A 16,503-nucleotide genomic window follows, 5' to 3' on the forward strand; every position below is an offset into this window, starting at 1 on the left:
ACTCTACCACTGTTAGTAAGGTGAACATAGGACATTAAGCTTTACTCAAGAGTGAACCCCAATGAGAGTGAAGGAGCAAGACATGATTAAAACATTTGCTTTAGCTGGTGCTGCACTAGCCATGTCATTTAGTATTAACGCTGCAATGTCACCGCAAATAGAACAAACCTTAATACAAGTCTGTAAAGCAGGTCTCAGCAACAATGTGGTGACGTTTAACCGCACAATGAAAGAATATCGCATCAATAAACGTCTCGTTTTTCCGCGCTTAGTGTGTAACGGTGAGAGCTTTTACAATTTTACCGTCAATGCTGGAGCCGACAGAACGGCTAAGAGAATCGCACCATACAACCGAGGAACAGTAACGATTAAAGATATTGCGATGACTGAATATGATGCAGAGCTTTATGTGGTCAACTATGAATAAACTTTTTATCTTAAAAAGAACAATAAAGGAGGCTTTCGCCTCTTTTATTTTGGCTAAAGATAGTAGCAACACCCAATCTTATAGGCTCGCCTAAAGTTTGCCATATCAACCTTAAAGCGAACCCATTAAAACCTTAGGCTGCAAGCTCGGTATCGATAAGCTTATTCCAATGAGGTAACCAAGCTAATGCTTCGACTTCAGGCTCCATTGTTTCACCCGCATCAATTTTTAAAAACTCACCTAGACGTTTAGCCCCGAGTTCTTCAAACAGGCTTAAAAACTGCTCACCCGCGCCGCAGTAGGTTTCATAGCTTGAGTCACCCAGCGCAATTAAACCAAATCTAAGATCTGGTAGGTATGGCGCTTTCGACTTCATCTCATTAAACCAAGGTTGAATATCATCGGGAAGATCGCCCTGCCCGGTTGTCGAGCATACTACCAATAATAATTCATTCACTGGTGGCACAAAGCCCATAAGCTGTTCTGGTTGATACAGATTTACATCACGACCTAATTCGATTAACGCGCCCTGTAACGTTTCAGCGACATACTGAGCACCGCCGTAAACTGTTCCAAAAACTAGATTCACTTTTTTCATGTTTTACTTCGCCTAAAAGCCATTTAGTTATATCCTTATCATACTGATAAACGTCGCGGCAAGCGTTGTCGCAATCAAGAAGTGAATGCTAACAAGGATCCACCTCAATGAGACACTCTTGCAGACAAAGACACCGAAAACATCTTCAGCGTAGCGCCCATGTTCGCAGGATGTGCTATTTCCATACGGTGCAGTGCTTCAAATTAAGTATGACCCCGATCAGTAACCTTGAACTCGACTCCAGCAAAGAGAAAACTCAACAAAAAACTTAGAATCAATAAAGAGCATAGTCCTGTATCACTCCTTTTTAGCTAAAAACCATGAGCCTTTTAAGCTATGAGCGCTAAGCCGGTGACCTATTGCGACTAAAGCATCAGGCTATGATAATCGGCTGAGTGTCCAGAGAGAGTGCCTCTTCATGCCAACCAAGACCTTCAAACAAAGTTAACCACTCAGCCTCTAGCTCAGTTTCGACGCTCATGCGCTCACCGGTTCTTGGATGATTAAAGCTTAGTTTCTTAGCTATTAGCCACAATCTATTGATGCCAAAGTGAGAACGAAAGAACTTATTCTGTTTACCGTCACCATGAGTGGTATCACCAAGAATGGGGTGGCGTAAATGCGCCATATGACGTCTTAATTGATGTTTACGTCCTGTATGAGGGGAAAGCTGCACCAAGGCATAACGACTCGTTGCATAGCGACCCGAAGAGAATGGGATTTCACTATTTAATAATGGCTTATAGCTGGTTACTGCATCTTGCGCAGCCTTGTTAGGATCCACATCTTTATCGCCTAGCTCATCAAGCTCCTCTTTGAGGGCATAGTCCAGCGTTGCAGCCTCATGCATATTGCCGCGAACAATCGCTAAATATTCTTTATCGATCGTATGGGCTGCAAACTGCTCACACAGGACATTCGCCATTTCGCTACTCTTAGCAAACAGTAAAATACCTGAAGTCGGTCTATCTAGCCTGTGTACAGGGAATACATGACAACCAACAATATCTCGAGTCAGTTGCATAGCAAAGAAGCGCTCACGCCTAGCAAGATAACTGCGATGCACTAACAAACCAGCAGGCTTGTGGATCACCACAATATCATCATCTTCAAATAGCACTTCGATATGAGGCGCGATCTCTTGCTCTTCATCTTGACTCAAGTCTTGTTCGAGCAAGCTCTCATCAAGTTGTTCGCTTTGGGAGGTATCTTTAGTGTTATCACTCATTGTACGTATCTCTTGTAATACCGTTATCTTGCTTGACTCAATAATGCATCTAGCTCAGTGAGCAGTTGAATGACCCGCTTATACTCTATGTTAGCCGCCCACACATGTTCCGCCATGGGGGCTATCGATATCGCTGTAGGTAGCGGTATTTGATTATCTATCAAGTAATGCATTTTCGGTAAGAATATAAACTGTAACCATTGTTCAAATGGCATCACGTCGCATGCAAATGGCGTTGTACTCGCTAACGCTTGCTCTGTTGGGGCCACGGAACTTAATAAGCCTTGCTTCGCCATCTCTGCTTCCAAAGCTAATAGCTTCTCCCTTGCATTTACGGTAATCAATTCGCCCCTCTCACAGTCATCAACTTCATCTTTTCACCACTAGAAAATTAGCGCGAGATGATACCATCTAGACACACTTATCCCTATAATATGCGTTAATTAACCTACACTCGATAACGATATGACTCAAATAACGACCCTCAATGATTTTTTAAAAACGGCTAATACTCAATTCCAAGTTTATGACATGGGCCGTCGAGTACAACATATCGATATGATGGCATTTCATCAGATAGAAGAACTACATTGCCCTTACCCTTCGCCAATCCAGGGGCACGCACAGTTTGCCATTGTGTTCTGGGATGCTAGCCAGCAACACTATATTTGGTTTATTAAACTTCCTCTCGATGAGCGTGGTTTATTGTCTCCTGCACCACGCACACAGTTTATCAAAATGATAGTCGAGGCCCTAGGACGAGATCCCACTCAACCGCTAACCGAGCAGCAGCAAGAACAGCTGGCTAACCACCCATTTAATTTTAAGCCTACTCAAGAAAAACTGGCGGTATTTAACGCCTTAGTGCGCAAGCAACTAGGACAAAAAGCATCGCCACAATATGAGTTTGCTTATCAATACATATCGGGACAGTATCCTGCAGAGCAGTGGCAAAATATCGGCTTACAAGGCATTGCTGATGTATGTGTCAGAGCCAACGAGCTGGATCACCAAACTCAATTAACAAATGGTTTTGATAATTGGGCTTTAGAGGTTCAAGTCGCCGTGTGCCAATGCTTAGAACACTTGAATATTGATGAAATGCTCGCGATGAAGATCTTGAATAAGCTCGATAGTGCAGAGGATAACGATAAGACCTATTTCCTACGTGCTTTAGCCTCTCAGCCAAAACTTAGCCAGCAAGCCATCGCTAACTTAAGTAACGCTAACGCTTTATCTGCTGAGATGCTCATTACCATCGCCGCACGTAACTGGTCGGCATTAAAAGATGAGCAAACTCTCACTATCTACTTAGAAGCCTTAGCAAAACAGCAACAACACTTCTTTAACCAGATTTTTGCTGATATTGTGGCTATTCCATTAATTCGCACGCAGCTACTCGCTCAACTACGTAATCCAAATCGTAGCTCAGAGCTTGCAACTGCAATTGGCGGTTTGTTCAAGGTAACGAAAGGATGATGACAGATTTTTTGATTATTGCCGCAGTAGTAATGGTTGCTGCTTTTTTTTGGCAATTAAGGCAAATGGCTGAAATAAGCAGAGTTTTTACGAATAAAGAGTGCCAAAAGCAAAAAGTTCAACTGCTGGCTATTGCGCAAGAGTCCGCAAAACCTAGCCTTGGTGGCAGCAGTGGATTGACCTGGAAAGTAAAATACCTATTTGAATTTAGCACAGATGGTATCAATCAATATCGTGGCAGCTTATGGATGCACGGTAAGAAGATACAAAAAATACAATGGCCAATATTCCCAGAACCAGAGTGGAATGAAGCGCCTGAGGCGAAGGGATCTCTAGGTGGTGGCTGTGGTGGACGCTCTCGCGGTGGCTGTAACTCCGGACGTTGCAAATAGTTTATCAGCAAACAATACAAACAACTAAATGAAGTAAAGGCACGGCCCCAGAGGAGACGTGCCTTTTCTATTGTTGTGTAAGCTCATCCTGCTATATGAGTGCTCCCTGCACCATCCATGCGTAACTTTGCTCCTGCATCATCCATGAACCTTTCTCATCCTTGTACCTTAGGGTACATGTCCATTTTTCTTGGTATTCCATTTACCAAGCTTGCTCTATCCTGAACGTGTCCAATGGTCATCCTTGAGAGTCCATTCAAGTACTATCCTTAGCATTCTACCTTCCTAGGTAGTAAACCTTCCTTCCTGGAGTGTTTAGCCGCTCCTTGGACGCATCCTTTAGGTGTCATTCCTTAACACCAGATTATCCTTAATCTTTGAGATAACATGCTTCCTTGCACATCTAAATATTAATGCAAAAACTAGCTAAAAAATGGAGTTAAACATTTATTTAACATACCAGTTATAAAACTCTAGTTTTTCAATAGGTTTTAATTGGCTGTATTTAAAAGATTTATTATTAATAACACTAGATTAAATAGCCGCATTCAGGACTAATTTCTCACAAATTTGTAAGAGATCTCTCACACTAAATCTACCAATAGTCTTAACCAAGAGCTAAACAAAGAAAGGGCGTACCATTCGGTACGCCCTAGCACTACTTTATTTTAGCTTTCCCGCTATAAATGTGCATTCCCTGCATCATCCTTGGTTAACTTGCTTCCTGCATCTTCCTTGTAAATCCCTTTATATCCTTGTACTTACGTACTGATTCCTTTCATTAGCTTATCCTAAGCTAAATTCCTCTTCCTGAGGTTGTCCTTCTTGCATCCTGCAAAACCATTATGTTCAACTAAAAAAGCTTTATCAGCATACCTTTAGGTAAAAATAATTGGCTTCTGTACTAAATAACTAGAAAGAACTAAGTGCTATCCTTAGTACTCGTCTCTTTCTGATGATAAGTTTACTCATAAGCCTAATATTTTTCTGCCCACACAGCAAAACCACAAAACCGCAACCAAGTATTAACATGAGAAATCTTGGTTAATCTATTGATTTTAAAGTACTTAACAATTAACTGTGACGATTATCTCTATGATTCCTAATTTATCTCCCACAACAAGGTGAGAGATCTCGCACATAAAAGCTATCTCAAAGCGAATAAATCAGTACTTTCTATGAGTTAGCGCTCTATACAACATTACCCAATCCGCCATAAAGCTATATAAAGGGTATTCAAAAGTCGCTGGTCTATTTTTTTCAAAAACAAAGTGCCCAATCCAAGCAAAGCCATAACCTATTACGGGTAAAAGCATTAACATGCCCCATTGGGCACTCAACACACTATAAATTAATGTGAAAATCACCAAGCTACTTCCTACATAGTGAAGTATTCGGCATGTCTTATCTTGGTGTTGAGACAGATAAAACGGATAAAACTCTGCGAAAGAGGAATAACGTTTACTCATTCACAATCCCCCTATAGAACAATAGTTCTCCGCTTACATTACCTATGCTAAGAGGTTCTATCATTTCAAAACCGTGGTGGGTAAATAGCGTGATATGAGCGGGATGATTGGCAAATACTCCGACGCCATCGAGGTGAGGTTGTTCATCACACCAACTAAGTACAGCGTTTACCAGTAGCCCACCATAACCCTTGCCTTGCTCATTATTCGCAATCGCAATAAATTGCAAAATACCGCACTGCTTACTAGGCAGATTTTCGATTATTTGATTTTCTTTATTGATCAGGGCTTGAGTCGATTGCCAACCCGCACTTAACAGCATTTTTAACCGCCAGTGCCAATAACGTGCTTCACCTAAGGGAACTTGTTGAGTCACTATACAAGCCACTCCTACCAATCGCTCCCCTATAAACATACCGATAAGCGCTTGCTCCTGTTGCCACAGTTCATTTAGCTCTTCTCGAATTGCACCACGCAGTTTTTGTTCATACTGTGCTTGGTCGCCGGTAAAAAGCGTTTCAATGAAGAATGGGTCATCGTGGTAAGCGTTATATAGGATTGAGGCCGCAATGCGTAAATCTTCTGCAGTTAAATATACAGCGCGACATTCTTCCATGGCTTGGTTTTCCATTGCAAATTCCTTGAGCTAGATCACACTTACCCAATGTATCAAGCTGTTGAGAAAGTGCAATTAATAATCAACTAAAAGTGCTAATGCCAATTATTTTGCAGATAAAAGCAGTCAAGAATAGTGCAGCCAATTCTGGTATTTCGACCATACTTATGAAAGCAGCAACAATAATTGCAGGAATAAAGATGGATATGACAACACAAAACTTTGCCAATTTGTTTTTGCAGTTAGGCCTTGAAAACGATGACGCTGCGATTGAAACATTCATTAAGGATCATCACCTGCCCGATACGGTGCAGCTATATGAGGCACCATTTTGGAATACAGCACAAAAGCATTTCTTAATTGAATCGCTAGCACAAGATGCCCAATGGTCGGAAGTTATCGATCACTTGGACACCTTGCTAAGAAAATAGACTTGCCTAGATCTTGCTATAAGCCATTTCGCCCCAGCCCACTACGGCATTATTACTGATCACCACAGGCGTACACTCATCTTTTGTGGTTTTACCATCACCATGGGTGCGTTGTGTACGATAGAAAAGTACGTAAACCTCTTTATCTTGTTGAATATAGGCCTCGTTAAAATCGGCTGTCCCCATCAAGGTCACGACTTGATCTTTAGACATACCTAAAGCAATCTTTGACAGGTTTTTACGGTTATTATCTTGAACCTTTTCCCACGATCCACTGTTACCCCAATCTGATTCCCCATCTCCAACATTGACCACGCAGCCCGTTAGCCCTAAGCTTGCAATCCCAAAAAATGCTAAACCTAATAATTTATTCGTCACTTTAACTTCCTGTCTTAACATTGTTTTTAGTTTTATGTAAAAAAGCAATTAACATGCCAAAGGTTAAGTTATTGTTTTTAAGTTAGTTTAATGTTTTAAAAGTTTTAGCTTCGCTAATCTATAATCGATAAGGCTAACGAGTAAGGAATTTGACTAACCATGAGTCCATTAGAAAAAGTGCTTAATGCAGCCAAGAAAATTAGTGATGAAGGTAGAACTCCGACACTAGCACTCATTAAAATCAAACTCGGCAATAGCATCCCCATGCCTATTTTGATCCAAGGCCTGCAACAGTTTAAATCCATGAGCGCGGAAGATAGAGCAGCACTTTCAGCGCAGTTCTCAACAACTGTGGATAGTGAACCCGAAAAAACGCCAATGGACCACACAAAAAAAATCGAAAAACTCGAACAAGAACTTGCTGATCTAAGAGGCGAATTCGATTTACTAAAAACACAATTTAACCAATTAGAAAAGCAATTGGCGGATACTAAAGGATACGACAACTGATGCATGTGGTTGAGTTAAGATTTGAATGCTTTGATGACACGACCATCAGCGCAGCTGAAAAAGCGATAAATGGCCTACTTGAAGCCTATCGCGCTAATGGACAGGTGTTAGGACGCGAATTCGCCGTCGCCTTTAATGAAGGTGAGTTTAAAGCGCGTATGTTAACGCCTGAAAAAAGCAGCTTATCAAAGCGCTTCAATAGCCCATGGGTAAATAGTGCACTAGAAGGATTAACCGAAGCAAAATTACTCGCACCACGAGAAAAGTATATAGGCCAAGATATTAACTCTGAGGTCTCGAGCCAAGACACACCAAGCTGGCAACTACTTTATACTAGCTACGTTCATATGTGCTCACCACTGCGAAACGGTGACACATTGCAGCCTATTCCACTGTATCAAATTCCGGCAACTGCCAATGGCGATCATAAACGTATGATCCGCTGGCAAACAGAATGGCAAGCCTGTGATGAACTACAAATGGCCGCAGCTACAAAAGCTGAATTTGCCGCATTGGAAGAGCTAACTAGTCATCAGAGCGATCTATTTAGACGTGGTTGGGATCTGCGCGGTAGAGTCGAATATTTAACCAAGATTCCTACTTATTATTACCTATACCGTGTCGGTGGTGAAAGCCTTGCAGCAGAAAAGCAACGCGCCTGCCCCAAATGCGGCAGTAAAGAATGGTTATTAGATGAACCTTTGTTGGATATGTTTCACTTTCGCTGTGAGGCCTGCCGTATCGTGTCCAACATCTCGTGGGATCACTTATAGCTCTCTAGATCACTTATTAACAGCTATAAAAATGGCGCTTATATTAAAGCGCCATTTTTATTTGCAGCATTAGTGTAAAATATAGAATTATTTACCGCGTAGATTAGCCCACATCAGCTTCATACGCTGCCAAATACCGGGATGGTCTAGCTCTGGCATCGACTCCTCAACCGGCTTAACGGCTGGTGTCACCCGCGGTGTTAATTGATTGATAAATTCATCTAAGGTTTCGGCCAACTTAGTCGTTTGAACTTCGCCAGGGATCTCAATCCAAACACTGCCATCGGCATTATTCACCGTTAGCATCTTGTCTTCATCATCTAACACACCAATAAACCAGGTCGCTTCCTGCTTAAGCTTCTTCTTCATCATTAAATGGCCGATGATGTTCTGTTGCAGGTACTCAAAGTCAGTTTGATTCCACACTTGAATGAGTTCACCACTCCCCCATTGTGAATCAAAAAACAGCGGCGCAGAAAAATGACGACCATAAAACGCGTTTATCTCTGGGCAAAGCGTCAATTCAAGCGCCGATTCGACGTTATCAAACTGTCCTGAAAATTCGCGAACAACTCCTTGCCAAAAAACGGCACCGTCACTGTCCATCTCACCTACAATGCAGTCAGACTCTTGCTCTTGGGCATAATATCGAGGGCGTTCACCCAGTTTATCTACGTAGGCTTGTTGATATTTAGATAAAAAAAGATCTAAAGCGGGTAAAGAAGACACTGAAGACTGTTCCAAATCAGTTATAATGGGGGTCTATTTTGACATGGAAACCGTATTGATGACACAACATCATGATCCCTATAGTAACGCACCCGAACTTTCAGAATTAACTCTTGGAAAGTCGACAGGTTATCAAGAGCAGTATGATGCATCTTTACTTCAAGGCGTACCGCGTAAGTTAAACCGTGATGCAATTGGCCTTACTCAAGAGCTACCTTTTCATGGCTGTGATATCTGGACTGGCTATGAACTTTCTTGGCTAAATGCCAAGGGTAAGCCTATGGTGGCCATCGCCGAGTTTAGCCTAAGTTTTGACAGTAAAAACCTTATTGAATCTAAGTCGTTCAAGCTCTATTTAAACAGCTATAACCAGACTCGATTTGATAGCGCACTTGCCGTGCAAGAAAGATTGACTCAAGACTTAAGTGCATGCGCGGTTGGTGAGGTAACGGTTAAGGTTATCGAGCCGAAACAATTTAGCCACCAGCGAATTGTTGAGCTACCTGGCAGTTGCATCGACGATCTGGATATTGAGATCGACGACTATAGCTTTAATCCTGATTACCTAGCAGACAGTGTCGATAACAAAGCGATTGTTGCCGAAACCCTGACCTCGAACTTGTTAAAGTCTAACTGCTTGATTACCTCGCAGCCAGACTGGGGCACTGTGATGATCCGCTATCAAGGGCCTAAGATTGACCGTGAAAAGCTACTGAGATATTTGATTTCATTTAGACAGCACAATGAGTTTCACGAGCAATGTGTTGAGCGAATTTTCGTTGACCTTAAACGTTTCTGCCAATGTGCAAAACTAACGGTTTACGCTCGCTACACTCGTCGCGGTGGTTTAGATATCAACCCTTATCGTAGCGACTTTGAGAACCCTGCTGAGAATCAACGTCTCGCCAGACAATAACTCAAGCCCCTGAAAGACCTGAAAGACCTGTAAGACCTGTAAGACCTGTAAGCCATTACAGGTCTTTTTTGATTTATCCGCACTAAAAGCTGACCCTCTGCCGATTAACTATTGCTTGATTGAGTAAATCCCTTAACCAACTATTGGCGGGGTTTTGCTGCAACTTCTGGCTCCATACCATATGGTACTCGATAGGCTCAGCTGCAAAAGGCAGTTCAAGAACCTGTAAACCAAACATCCGAGCATATTCGTTACTATAAGACTTTGACACGATAGCTAAGGCGTCGCTTTTCGAAGCGATAGCCATCATGCTTAAAATCGACGATTGTTCGCTGTGCATCTTTCTTGCAGGTAAAACTTGTTTAGTCAGTAGATCTGCCACACTTAGGTTATCTCGACGCATCTTAAAGATAATGTGCTTCTCATTAAAATATTGCTCTTGTGTGATAGAGCCATTAATGCGCGGATGATCATTTCTTGCCACACACACCAATGAATCCTGCATCACCTTTTGGCTCTGAAAAGATGCGGACTCTGGCAGCCAGATATCTAGCGCTAAATCGACTTTACCCAGTTGCAGATCCATCTGCAGCTCTTCCTCAATTAACGGCGGCTCACGAAACACTATGTTTATTAATAACTCTTCCAGTAATTTCTCCACAAATCCCTGTAACAGCTGAATCGCCGACTCACTGGCATATACATAGAAAGTACGTTCACTATTACTTGGCTCAAATAGCTCAAAGCTTGAGGCCACTTGCTCAATCTCAGATACAGGGGTGGCCAGTTGTTGATACAAGTTCATCGCACTTGCCGTTGGCTTAACCCCCCGGCCAACACGAATAAACAACTCTTCCCCCACAATTGACTTAAGCCGAGTAATGGCATTACTGACCGATGATTGAGTTAAGTCAAGTTCCTCAGCAGCTCGGCTAAATGACGACGTACGGTATACCGCAGTAAAAATGCGGAAAAGATTAAGATCGAATGATTTCTGTTGCGACATTACCAGCCCCATTTAGTATTAGCTTACTAAAAATAACATTCATATTATAAATATTAAAAGTAAAGTTAGCGCTAGTTATTAATCAATTCAAGCCCCCTATACTGACCTCAATCGAATAAATGTCTCGTTAACGCCTTAGAGGCCAATAGCAATACTGGGACATAACACTTTGAACAGATTCAATCATATAAGGGTAACTTATGAAAAAGACTCTAATCGCTCTCTCAATCGTGTCAATTTTCTCGTTCAATGCCGTTGCAGCCCAGCATGAACATGATCACATCACAGTGCATTACCAAGGTAAAGATGCCACCGAGCACACCATAGCTCACAATCAAGCCGTAGCGAACACCCTTAACTTTGCCGATAAGCGCGCTTTCGAGCAATCTTCTAAGAATCTTGTCGCCAAGTTTGATAAAGCCACTGCCGATATCCTTAGAGCAGAGTTTGCCTTCATTAACGACAAGACTCCTGATTCGGTGAATCCGTCACTGTATCGTCAAGCTCAACTCAATATGGTGCCAAATGGCCTGTATAAGGTCAGCGATGGGATCTATCAGGTACGCGGTACTGACTTGTCTAACTTAACCCTTATTCGCAGTGACAATGGCTGGATTGCCTACGATGTATTGCTCACTAAAGAGTCAGCAAAGGCATCACTCAAATTTGCATTAGCAAACTTGCCTGAAGGCGGCGAACTACCCGTGGTCGCTATGATCTACTCCCATAGCCACGCCGATCACTTTGGTGGCGCTCGCGGAGTACAAGAGATGTTTCCTAAGGTCAAAGTCTACGGCTCAGATAACATCACCAAAGAGATCGTCGACGAAAACGTGCTTGCCGGTAACGCCATGAGCCGCCGCGCAGCCTACCAATACGGTGCGACACTGGGTAAGCATGACCACGGTATTGTCGATGCAGCTTTAGGCAAAGGCTTATCAAAGGGGGAGATCACCTATGTTGCTCCAGATTACACCTTAAACAGTGAAGGTAAGTGGGAAACCCTGACTATCGATGGCCTAGAGATGATCTTTATGGACGCATCAGGTACAGAGGCGGAGTCAGAGATGATCACCTATATTCCGTCTAAAAATGCACTTTGGACCGGGGAGCTCACCTATCAAGGCATGCACAATATCTATACTCTTCGCGGCGCAAAAGTGCGTGATGCTCTGAAATGGTCCAAAGATATTAACGAGATGATTAATGCCTTTGGTAATGATGTAGAAGTGCTCTTTGCCGCTCACTCGGCTCCTGTTTGGGGCAACCAAGAAATCAATGAGTTTATGCGTCTACAGCGTGATAACTATGGCCTAGTTCATAACCAAACCTTGAGATTGGCTAACGATGGTGTCGGTATTCAAGATATTGGTGATGCGATTCAAGACACTATCCCAGAGTCAATTTATAAGACATGGCACACCAACGGCTACCACGGCACTTATAGCCATAACGCCAAAGCAGTTTATAACAAGTATCTTGGCTACTTTGATATGAACCCAGCAAACTTAAACCCATTACCCACCAAGCTAGAATCGGCCAAGTTTGTCGAATATATGGGAGGCGCCGATGCAGCCGTCAAGCGCGCAAAAGATGATTACGCCCAAGGCGAGTATCGCTTTGTCGCCACAGCATTAAACAAGGTGGTCATGGCCGAGCCGGAAAATGATGCAGCTCGACAATTGCTCGCCGATACTTATGAACAGCTTGGCTATCAATCTGAAGGTGCGGGTTGGAGAAATATCTACCTAACAGGGGCGCAAGAGTTACGAGTCGGCATTCAAGCTGGCGCCCCAAAAACGGCATCGGCTGATGTTATCAGTGAAATGGATATGCCGACGCTATTTGACTTCCTTGCAGTCAAAATAGACAGCCTAGTCGCCGCCAAGCATGGCTTAGTGAAGATGAATGTCATTACTCCAGACACCAAAGATATTCTCTATATTGAGCTAAGTAACGGCAACCTGAGTAACGCAGTGGTCGAAAAGGAACAAGAAGCCGACGCCAACCTCATGGTCAATAAAGCTGATGTGAATCGCATCTTACTCGGACAGACCACGCTAAAAGCGTTATTAGCAAGCGGTGATGCTAAGCTAAGCGGCGATAAGGAAGCATTCAATAAAATCGCCAGTAGCATGGTCGAGTTTAACCCGGGATTTGAGATTGTCCCAACCCCAGTAAAGTAGTTCACGCTAAATCTCAGTAAACTAAAAGGGGGTACATTCAGTGCCCCCTTTTTACACCAGCCGATAATGACAGTGACTTCCCTTAGCAGAAAAATCTATAAGCTTGCTAACAGACTCGGCAAGTTGACCACCTTAGCTTTAATGCTTGCTTGCTGACACTTGCCAATACTCACCGCAAAACGATAACTGTCATCCAGATGCCCAAGCCAGCAATGCCAATCTTTCGCAGGCTGCATCGGTTGTGACTGCAGATGATTTACTGCTTGTTTATCATCACTCCCTTCTTGTAGCGAAAGACCGATATTCTGCTTACAGATAATCTGCTGAGTATCGAGTCTGCCTTTACTCGTTTCTGTGTGATTAAGATTTTGGCCCACATCTAGTTCGAGTGACGTTTCAGTTAAAGAGGAAAAGTCAAAGGCAAACGATTTAAGCGATAGGGCTAAGCCCAACCCTTTAGCTTTAATGTAAGACTCTTTAAGTGCCCATAGATCGAAGAAACGTGCCCTTTGTAACTCGTGTGGCAGTGCTAAAAGAGCCGCCTTTTCAGGCTCAGAGAAGTAATGACTTAGAATCGAATGGATATTAGTACCATCACGACAACGCTCAATATCTACACCTAGCTCTAATTTGTGCGCGCCTACATCTGTATTGCCACTGCCATAAGCAAATTGCGGTTCGCAGATCCCAACGACCAACCAGTCTCCGCTATGGCTCAAATTAAAGTGCAGCCCTGTTTGTAAAAACTGCGACTCGCTTAATCTAGGCTTCCCCTTCTCCCCGTACTCGAAGCGCCATTCATCGGGCCCCAAGCCAGCCTGTTTTGATAACAGTGCACGCAGAAAACCTCTGACCATCAAACCTTGCTCTTTCGCTTCTTGCTTGATGTAGCGGTTAACCTTATCGATTTCATCTTGCGGCAGCCAAGACTTAATTAAGGCCACAGTGTCAGCATCAAGCTCTGCTGGACTTAACGGACAAAAATACAATGTTACGGAAGTGAATTCAGACAAGACAGGCTCAAATGTGAACATAGAAATAAAGCTATTGTGGCCTGTTTCGTTTAAAAACAACAGTAACAAACTCAAATGGCTCTATTATCAAGCAACTCGCTTCAGTCTCTACAGAGACTGAAGCGAGTCATTTAACTCTCCTTTATACTAGCCTCAGTGAACAGCTAACTCATCAAGGCTGTTTGTACCTTATCGGGAACCACATCGTAACGGCTAAAGCTCATTGAGAACTGACCGTCTCCTCCAGTCATAGATTTTAATCGGGTCGAGTAATCTGCAACATTCGCAAGCGGGGCTTCTACACTCACCTCTACCATGCCATTAGTTTGCGCCTGTGTACCACACACCATGCCTCTTGAGGCACTTATGTCACCGGTTATCTCACCAACATAGCCCTGCTCAACGCAGATTTGCATATCGACAACGGGTTCGAGGATCACAGGTTGTGCCGTTGTGACCGCCTCAATAAATGCCCGCTTGCCGGCCATCACAAACGCTATCTCTTTCGAATCAACGCTATGATGTTTACCATCTAATACTGTGACCTTAATATCTTGCATCGGGAAACCACCTAAGCCTCCAGCAAGCATAGCCTCACGAACCCCCTTCTCAACAGCAGGAATATATTGGCTCGGCACAGAGCCACCAACCACTTTACTGACAAACTCAAAACCTTGGCCACGAGCCAACGGCTCGACCATCAGCTCGACCTCACCAAATTGCCCAGAGCCCCCTGACTGCTTCTTATGGCGATAACGACACTTAGCCTCGGTCAAGATGGTCTCTCGATATGGCACTGCAGGTATATTGGTTTCCATATCCACATTAAACACTGTTTGCGCTTTCTCTAGTGCTATTTGCAGATGCAGATCTCCCTGTCCCTGTAGCAAAGTTTGCCCCTGAGCTTCACCTCGACTGACTCGCAAACTAGGATCTTCTGCCACGAGTTTATTCAACACCTCTGATAACTTTTGTTCGTCGCCGCGTCTTTTTGGAGAAACCGCCAACCCGAAAATAGGTTGAGGGAGGTTGTTCTCTGGCATATGAAAATCATCTTCATCGTGACTGTCGTGCAGCACTGCGCCGATCTCTAACTCATCAACCTTAGCGATTGCACAGATGTCTCCCGGTATGGCTTGAGTAACATTAATATGTTTCTCACCCTGTAACTTAGTCAGATGGGTAACTTTAAATGGCTTACGCCCTTGGCCGATATAGAGCTTCATTCCGACATCAATCGTGCCTTGATATAAACGGAACACACCCATTCGACCAAAAAATGGGTCAACTGCAACCCTAAACACGTGGGCTAGCACATGTTCACTGGCACTCTGGTTGACTGTGACACTTTTAGCGTTATCGCCAAAACCTTTTACAAATTGTGGTGGATTCGCCTCAAGCGGGTTTGGCATCAACTTAATAAATATCTCTAGCAGAGAACTGATACCGATCTCTTTTTCAGCACTGGTAAAACATACGGGAACTAAGTTCCCCAAGCGCAGTGCCGTTTCTAATGGCGCATGAAGTTGTTCTGGCGTTAATAATTCGCCCTGCTCAAGATAAAGCTCCATCAGCTGCTCATCTTCTTCAAGTACCGTATCGACTAATTCATCGCGGGCGGTTTCAGCGCCAATAAAAGCGGTCTGAGCTTGGGGATCGCAATGTAAATAGCAATCCACCACCCCATTGCCCTCGGTATTTGGCAAGTTAACGGGTAGGCACCGCTGACCAAATTGATCTTGAATAGCGTGTAGCAAAGGCGATAACGCCGACTCATTGCCATCAATATGATTAATCACTATGAGTACCGCTTTGCCTTGGCTGCGAGCCGCTTCAAAAGCTCTTTTGGTTATCGCTTCGATACCGACGCCTGCATGGATCACCAAAACAACAGACTCAACGCCTGGTAACGGCAACAAAGCTCGACCAAAGAAGTCAGGTAATCCAGGGGTGTCGATGATATTGATATGGTGATTGGCGTAATCGATATTGAGGAATGAAGGTTCTAAACTGTGGCGGTGAGACTTTTCTTGGGCAGTGAAATCAGCATGATTAGTGCCCTTATCCACCCTGCCTTTTAAGGTTATCGCTTCAGCACGAAACAGAAGCGCCTCTAACAAAGAAGACTTTCCTGCTCCAGTGTGCCCGAGCATAACCAAGTTGCGGATTTGCTCGGTAGTAAATTCAGCCATATGGCCTCCTTTTTTACATGATTTAGTCAATCCATTTTTCTTACAGCAATCGTTATTGAACAAATTACAATCAGTATAGCCCCCTGTAAAATGGCAATATTTGAGCTAGATCACTCTTTTTTAAAACAGTAAAAACCAAACATCAAAACAACCCCTTAGC

18 protein-coding genes are annotated in these 16,503 nt (G+C 43.4%); 8 read left to right on the forward strand and 10 right to left on the reverse strand.

All coding sequences use genetic code 11. The features are described 5' to 3' along the window. Positions 1-82 precede the first annotated feature (82 nt). Positions 83-427 carry a DUF3718 domain-containing protein gene (locus Q1A86_RS04370; protein WP_299803312.1) on the forward strand — a complete coding sequence of 115 codons (345 nt, stop codon included), beginning with the start codon at positions 83-85 and terminating at the stop codon, positions 425-427. 133 nt (positions 428-560) lie between these two features. On the opposite strand, the gene Q1A86_RS04375 is transcribed toward Q1A86_RS04370, so the two are convergent. The 3 genes from Q1A86_RS04375 to Q1A86_RS04385 form a co-directional block, all read right to left on the reverse strand. After that, positions 561-1,025 (reverse strand): flavodoxin, encoded by a 465-nt coding sequence (locus Q1A86_RS04375; RefSeq protein WP_299803314.1) that lies wholly within the window; start codon positions 1,023-1,025, stop codon positions 561-563. Between the two features lie 373 nt (positions 1,026-1,398). Next, positions 1,399-2,253: a tRNA pseudouridine(65) synthase TruC gene (truC, locus tag Q1A86_RS04380; protein ID WP_299803316.1), complete on the reverse strand. Its 855-nt coding sequence runs from the start codon at positions 2,251-2,253 to the stop codon at positions 1,399-1,401. Between the two features lie 23 nt (positions 2,254-2,276). Continuing rightward, a complete protein-coding gene (locus Q1A86_RS04385; RefSeq protein WP_299803319.1) occupies positions 2,277-2,597 on the reverse strand; it encodes a YqcC family protein in 321 nt (106 codons plus the stop codon). A gap of 121 nt (positions 2,598-2,718) precedes the next feature. On the opposite strand from Q1A86_RS04385, the gene Q1A86_RS04390 reads away from it, so the two are divergent. Both Q1A86_RS04390 and Q1A86_RS04395 read left to right on the forward strand, forming a co-directional pair. Then, the gene (locus tag Q1A86_RS04390; protein WP_299803322.1) at positions 2,719-3,732 is read left to right on the forward strand and encodes a DUF3549 family protein; all 1,014 of its coding nucleotides are present in this window, start codon (positions 2,719-2,721) and stop codon (positions 3,730-3,732) included. Further along, positions 3,729-4,124 (forward strand): DUF3301 domain-containing protein, encoded by a 396-nt coding sequence (locus Q1A86_RS04395; RefSeq protein ID WP_299803324.1) that lies wholly within the window; start codon positions 3,729-3,731, stop codon positions 4,122-4,124. The genes Q1A86_RS04390 and Q1A86_RS04395 overlap by 4 nt, the downstream gene beginning before the upstream one ends. A gap of 1,166 nt (positions 4,125-5,290) precedes the next feature. Here Q1A86_RS04395 and Q1A86_RS04400 read toward each other — a convergent pair. Together Q1A86_RS04400 and Q1A86_RS04405 are read right to left on the reverse strand one after the other, a co-directional pair. After that, positions 5,291-5,593: a DUF962 domain-containing protein gene (locus Q1A86_RS04400; RefSeq protein WP_299803326.1), complete on the reverse strand. Its 303-nt coding sequence runs from the start codon at positions 5,591-5,593 to the stop codon at positions 5,291-5,293. Continuing rightward, positions 5,586-6,224 (reverse strand): GNAT family N-acetyltransferase, encoded by a 639-nt coding sequence (locus Q1A86_RS04405; RefSeq protein WP_299803329.1) that lies wholly within the window; start codon positions 6,222-6,224, stop codon positions 5,586-5,588. Before Q1A86_RS04405 ends, Q1A86_RS04400 begins: the two co-directional genes overlap by 8 nt. A gap of 185 nt (positions 6,225-6,409) precedes the next feature. Here Q1A86_RS04405 and Q1A86_RS04410 point away from each other — a divergent pair, with 185 nt between their 5' ends. Continuing rightward, a complete protein-coding gene (locus Q1A86_RS04410; protein WP_299803331.1) occupies positions 6,410-6,640 on the forward strand; it encodes a DUF2789 domain-containing protein in 231 nt (76 codons plus the stop codon). A gap of 6 nt (positions 6,641-6,646) precedes the next feature. Here Q1A86_RS04410 and Q1A86_RS04415 read toward each other — a convergent pair whose 3' ends face one another. Continuing rightward, the gene (locus tag Q1A86_RS04415) at positions 6,647-7,039 is read right to left on the reverse strand and encodes a DUF3192 domain-containing protein (RefSeq protein WP_299803334.1); all 393 of its coding nucleotides are present in this window, start codon (positions 7,037-7,039) and stop codon (positions 6,647-6,649) included. A 138-nt stretch (positions 7,040-7,177) separates the two neighbouring features. Here Q1A86_RS04415 and Q1A86_RS04420 point away from each other — a divergent pair, with 138 nt between their 5' ends. Continuing rightward, positions 7,178-7,528, forward strand: a complete 351-nt coding sequence (locus Q1A86_RS04420; RefSeq protein ID WP_299803337.1) for a hypothetical protein — start codon at positions 7,178-7,180, stop codon at positions 7,526-7,528. After that, complete coding sequence (locus tag Q1A86_RS04425) at positions 7,528-8,301, forward strand: Zn-ribbon-containing protein (RefSeq protein WP_299803340.1); 774 nt, start codon at positions 7,528-7,530, stop codon at positions 8,299-8,301. The genes Q1A86_RS04420 and Q1A86_RS04425 overlap by 1 nt, the downstream gene beginning before the upstream one ends. 87 nt (positions 8,302-8,388) lie before the next feature. Here Q1A86_RS04425 and syd read toward each other — a convergent pair whose 3' ends face one another. Beyond that, positions 8,389-9,030, reverse strand: a complete 642-nt coding sequence (gene syd / locus Q1A86_RS04430) for a SecY-interacting protein (RefSeq protein WP_299803341.1) — start codon at positions 9,028-9,030, stop codon at positions 8,389-8,391. A gap of 58 nt (positions 9,031-9,088) precedes the next feature. On the opposite strand from syd, the gene queF reads away from it, so the two are divergent. Continuing rightward, positions 9,089-9,946 (forward strand): NADPH-dependent 7-cyano-7-deazaguanine reductase QueF, encoded by an 858-nt coding sequence (queF, locus tag Q1A86_RS04435; RefSeq protein ID WP_299803343.1) that lies wholly within the window; start codon positions 9,089-9,091, stop codon positions 9,944-9,946. Positions 9,947-10,028: 82 nt separating this feature from the next. On the opposite strand, the gene Q1A86_RS04440 is transcribed toward queF, so the two are convergent. Continuing rightward, a complete protein-coding gene (locus Q1A86_RS04440; protein ID WP_299803346.1) occupies positions 10,029-10,952 on the reverse strand; it encodes a LysR family transcriptional regulator in 924 nt (307 codons plus the stop codon). Positions 10,953-11,152: 200 nt separating this feature from the next. Here Q1A86_RS04440 and Q1A86_RS04445 point away from each other — a divergent pair, with 200 nt between their 5' ends. After that, positions 11,153-13,138, forward strand: coding sequence for an alkyl sulfatase dimerization domain-containing protein (locus Q1A86_RS04445; protein WP_299803348.1), 1,986 nt, complete (start codon positions 11,153-11,155; stop codon positions 13,136-13,138). Between the two features lie 95 nt (positions 13,139-13,233). On the opposite strand, the gene Q1A86_RS04450 is transcribed toward Q1A86_RS04445, so the two are convergent. Together Q1A86_RS04450 and fusA are read right to left on the reverse strand one after the other, a co-directional pair. Next, the gene (locus tag Q1A86_RS04450) at positions 13,234-14,226 is read right to left on the reverse strand and encodes a 4'-phosphopantetheinyl transferase superfamily protein (protein WP_299803351.1); all 993 of its coding nucleotides are present in this window, start codon (positions 14,224-14,226) and stop codon (positions 13,234-13,236) included. 89 nt (positions 14,227-14,315) lie between these two features. Next, positions 14,316-16,343, reverse strand: a complete 2,028-nt coding sequence (fusA, locus tag Q1A86_RS04455) for an elongation factor G (RefSeq protein WP_299803353.1) — start codon at positions 16,341-16,343, stop codon at positions 14,316-14,318. Positions 16,344-16,503: the final 160 nt, after the last annotated feature.

The sequence above is a fragment of the uncultured Shewanella sp. genome (assembly GCF_947497935.1).
Taxonomy (GTDB): Bacteria; Pseudomonadota; Gammaproteobacteria; order Enterobacterales; family Shewanellaceae; genus Shewanella.

Coding starts and splice junctions, on each gene's coding strand:
- Q1A86_RS04405 (WP_299803329.1), bottom strand. CDS start 6,224: ATGGAAAACCAAGCCATGGAAGAATGTCGCGCTGTATATTTAACTGCA.
- Q1A86_RS04445 (WP_299803348.1), top strand. CDS start 11,153: ATGAAAAAGACTCTAATCGCTCTCTCAATCGTGTCAATTTTCTCGTTC.
- Q1A86_RS04400 (WP_299803326.1), bottom strand. CDS start 5,593: ATGAGTAAACGTTATTCCTCTTTCGCAGAGTTTTATCCGTTTTATCTG.
- Q1A86_RS04415 (WP_299803334.1), bottom strand. CDS start 7,039: ATGTTAAGACAGGAAGTTAAAGTGACGAATAAATTATTAGGTTTAGCA.
- queF (WP_299803343.1), top strand. CDS start 9,089: ATGACACAACATCATGATCCCTATAGTAACGCACCCGAACTTTCAGAA.
- Q1A86_RS04440 (WP_299803346.1), bottom strand. CDS start 10,952: ATGTCGCAACAGAAATCATTCGATCTTAATCTTTTCCGCATTTTTACT.
- truC (WP_299803316.1), bottom strand. CDS start 2,253: ATGAGTGATAACACTAAAGATACCTCCCAAAGCGAACAACTTGATGAG.
- fusA (WP_299803353.1), bottom strand. CDS start 16,343: ATGGCTGAATTTACTACCGAGCAAATCCGCAACTTGGTTATGCTCGGG.
- Q1A86_RS04420 (WP_299803337.1), top strand. CDS start 7,178: ATGAGTCCATTAGAAAAAGTGCTTAATGCAGCCAAGAAAATTAGTGAT.
- Q1A86_RS04375 (WP_299803314.1), bottom strand. CDS start 1,025: ATGAAAAAAGTGAATCTAGTTTTTGGAACAGTTTACGGCGGTGCTCAG.
- Q1A86_RS04370 (WP_299803312.1), top strand. CDS start 83: ATGATTAAAACATTTGCTTTAGCTGGTGCTGCACTAGCCATGTCATTT.
- Q1A86_RS04395 (WP_299803324.1), top strand. CDS start 3,729: ATGATGACAGATTTTTTGATTATTGCCGCAGTAGTAATGGTTGCTGCT.
- Q1A86_RS04390 (WP_299803322.1), top strand. CDS start 2,719: ATGACTCAAATAACGACCCTCAATGATTTTTTAAAAACGGCTAATACT.
- Q1A86_RS04425 (WP_299803340.1), top strand. CDS start 7,528: ATGCATGTGGTTGAGTTAAGATTTGAATGCTTTGATGACACGACCATC.
- Q1A86_RS04410 (WP_299803331.1), top strand. CDS start 6,410: ATGGATATGACAACACAAAACTTTGCCAATTTGTTTTTGCAGTTAGGC.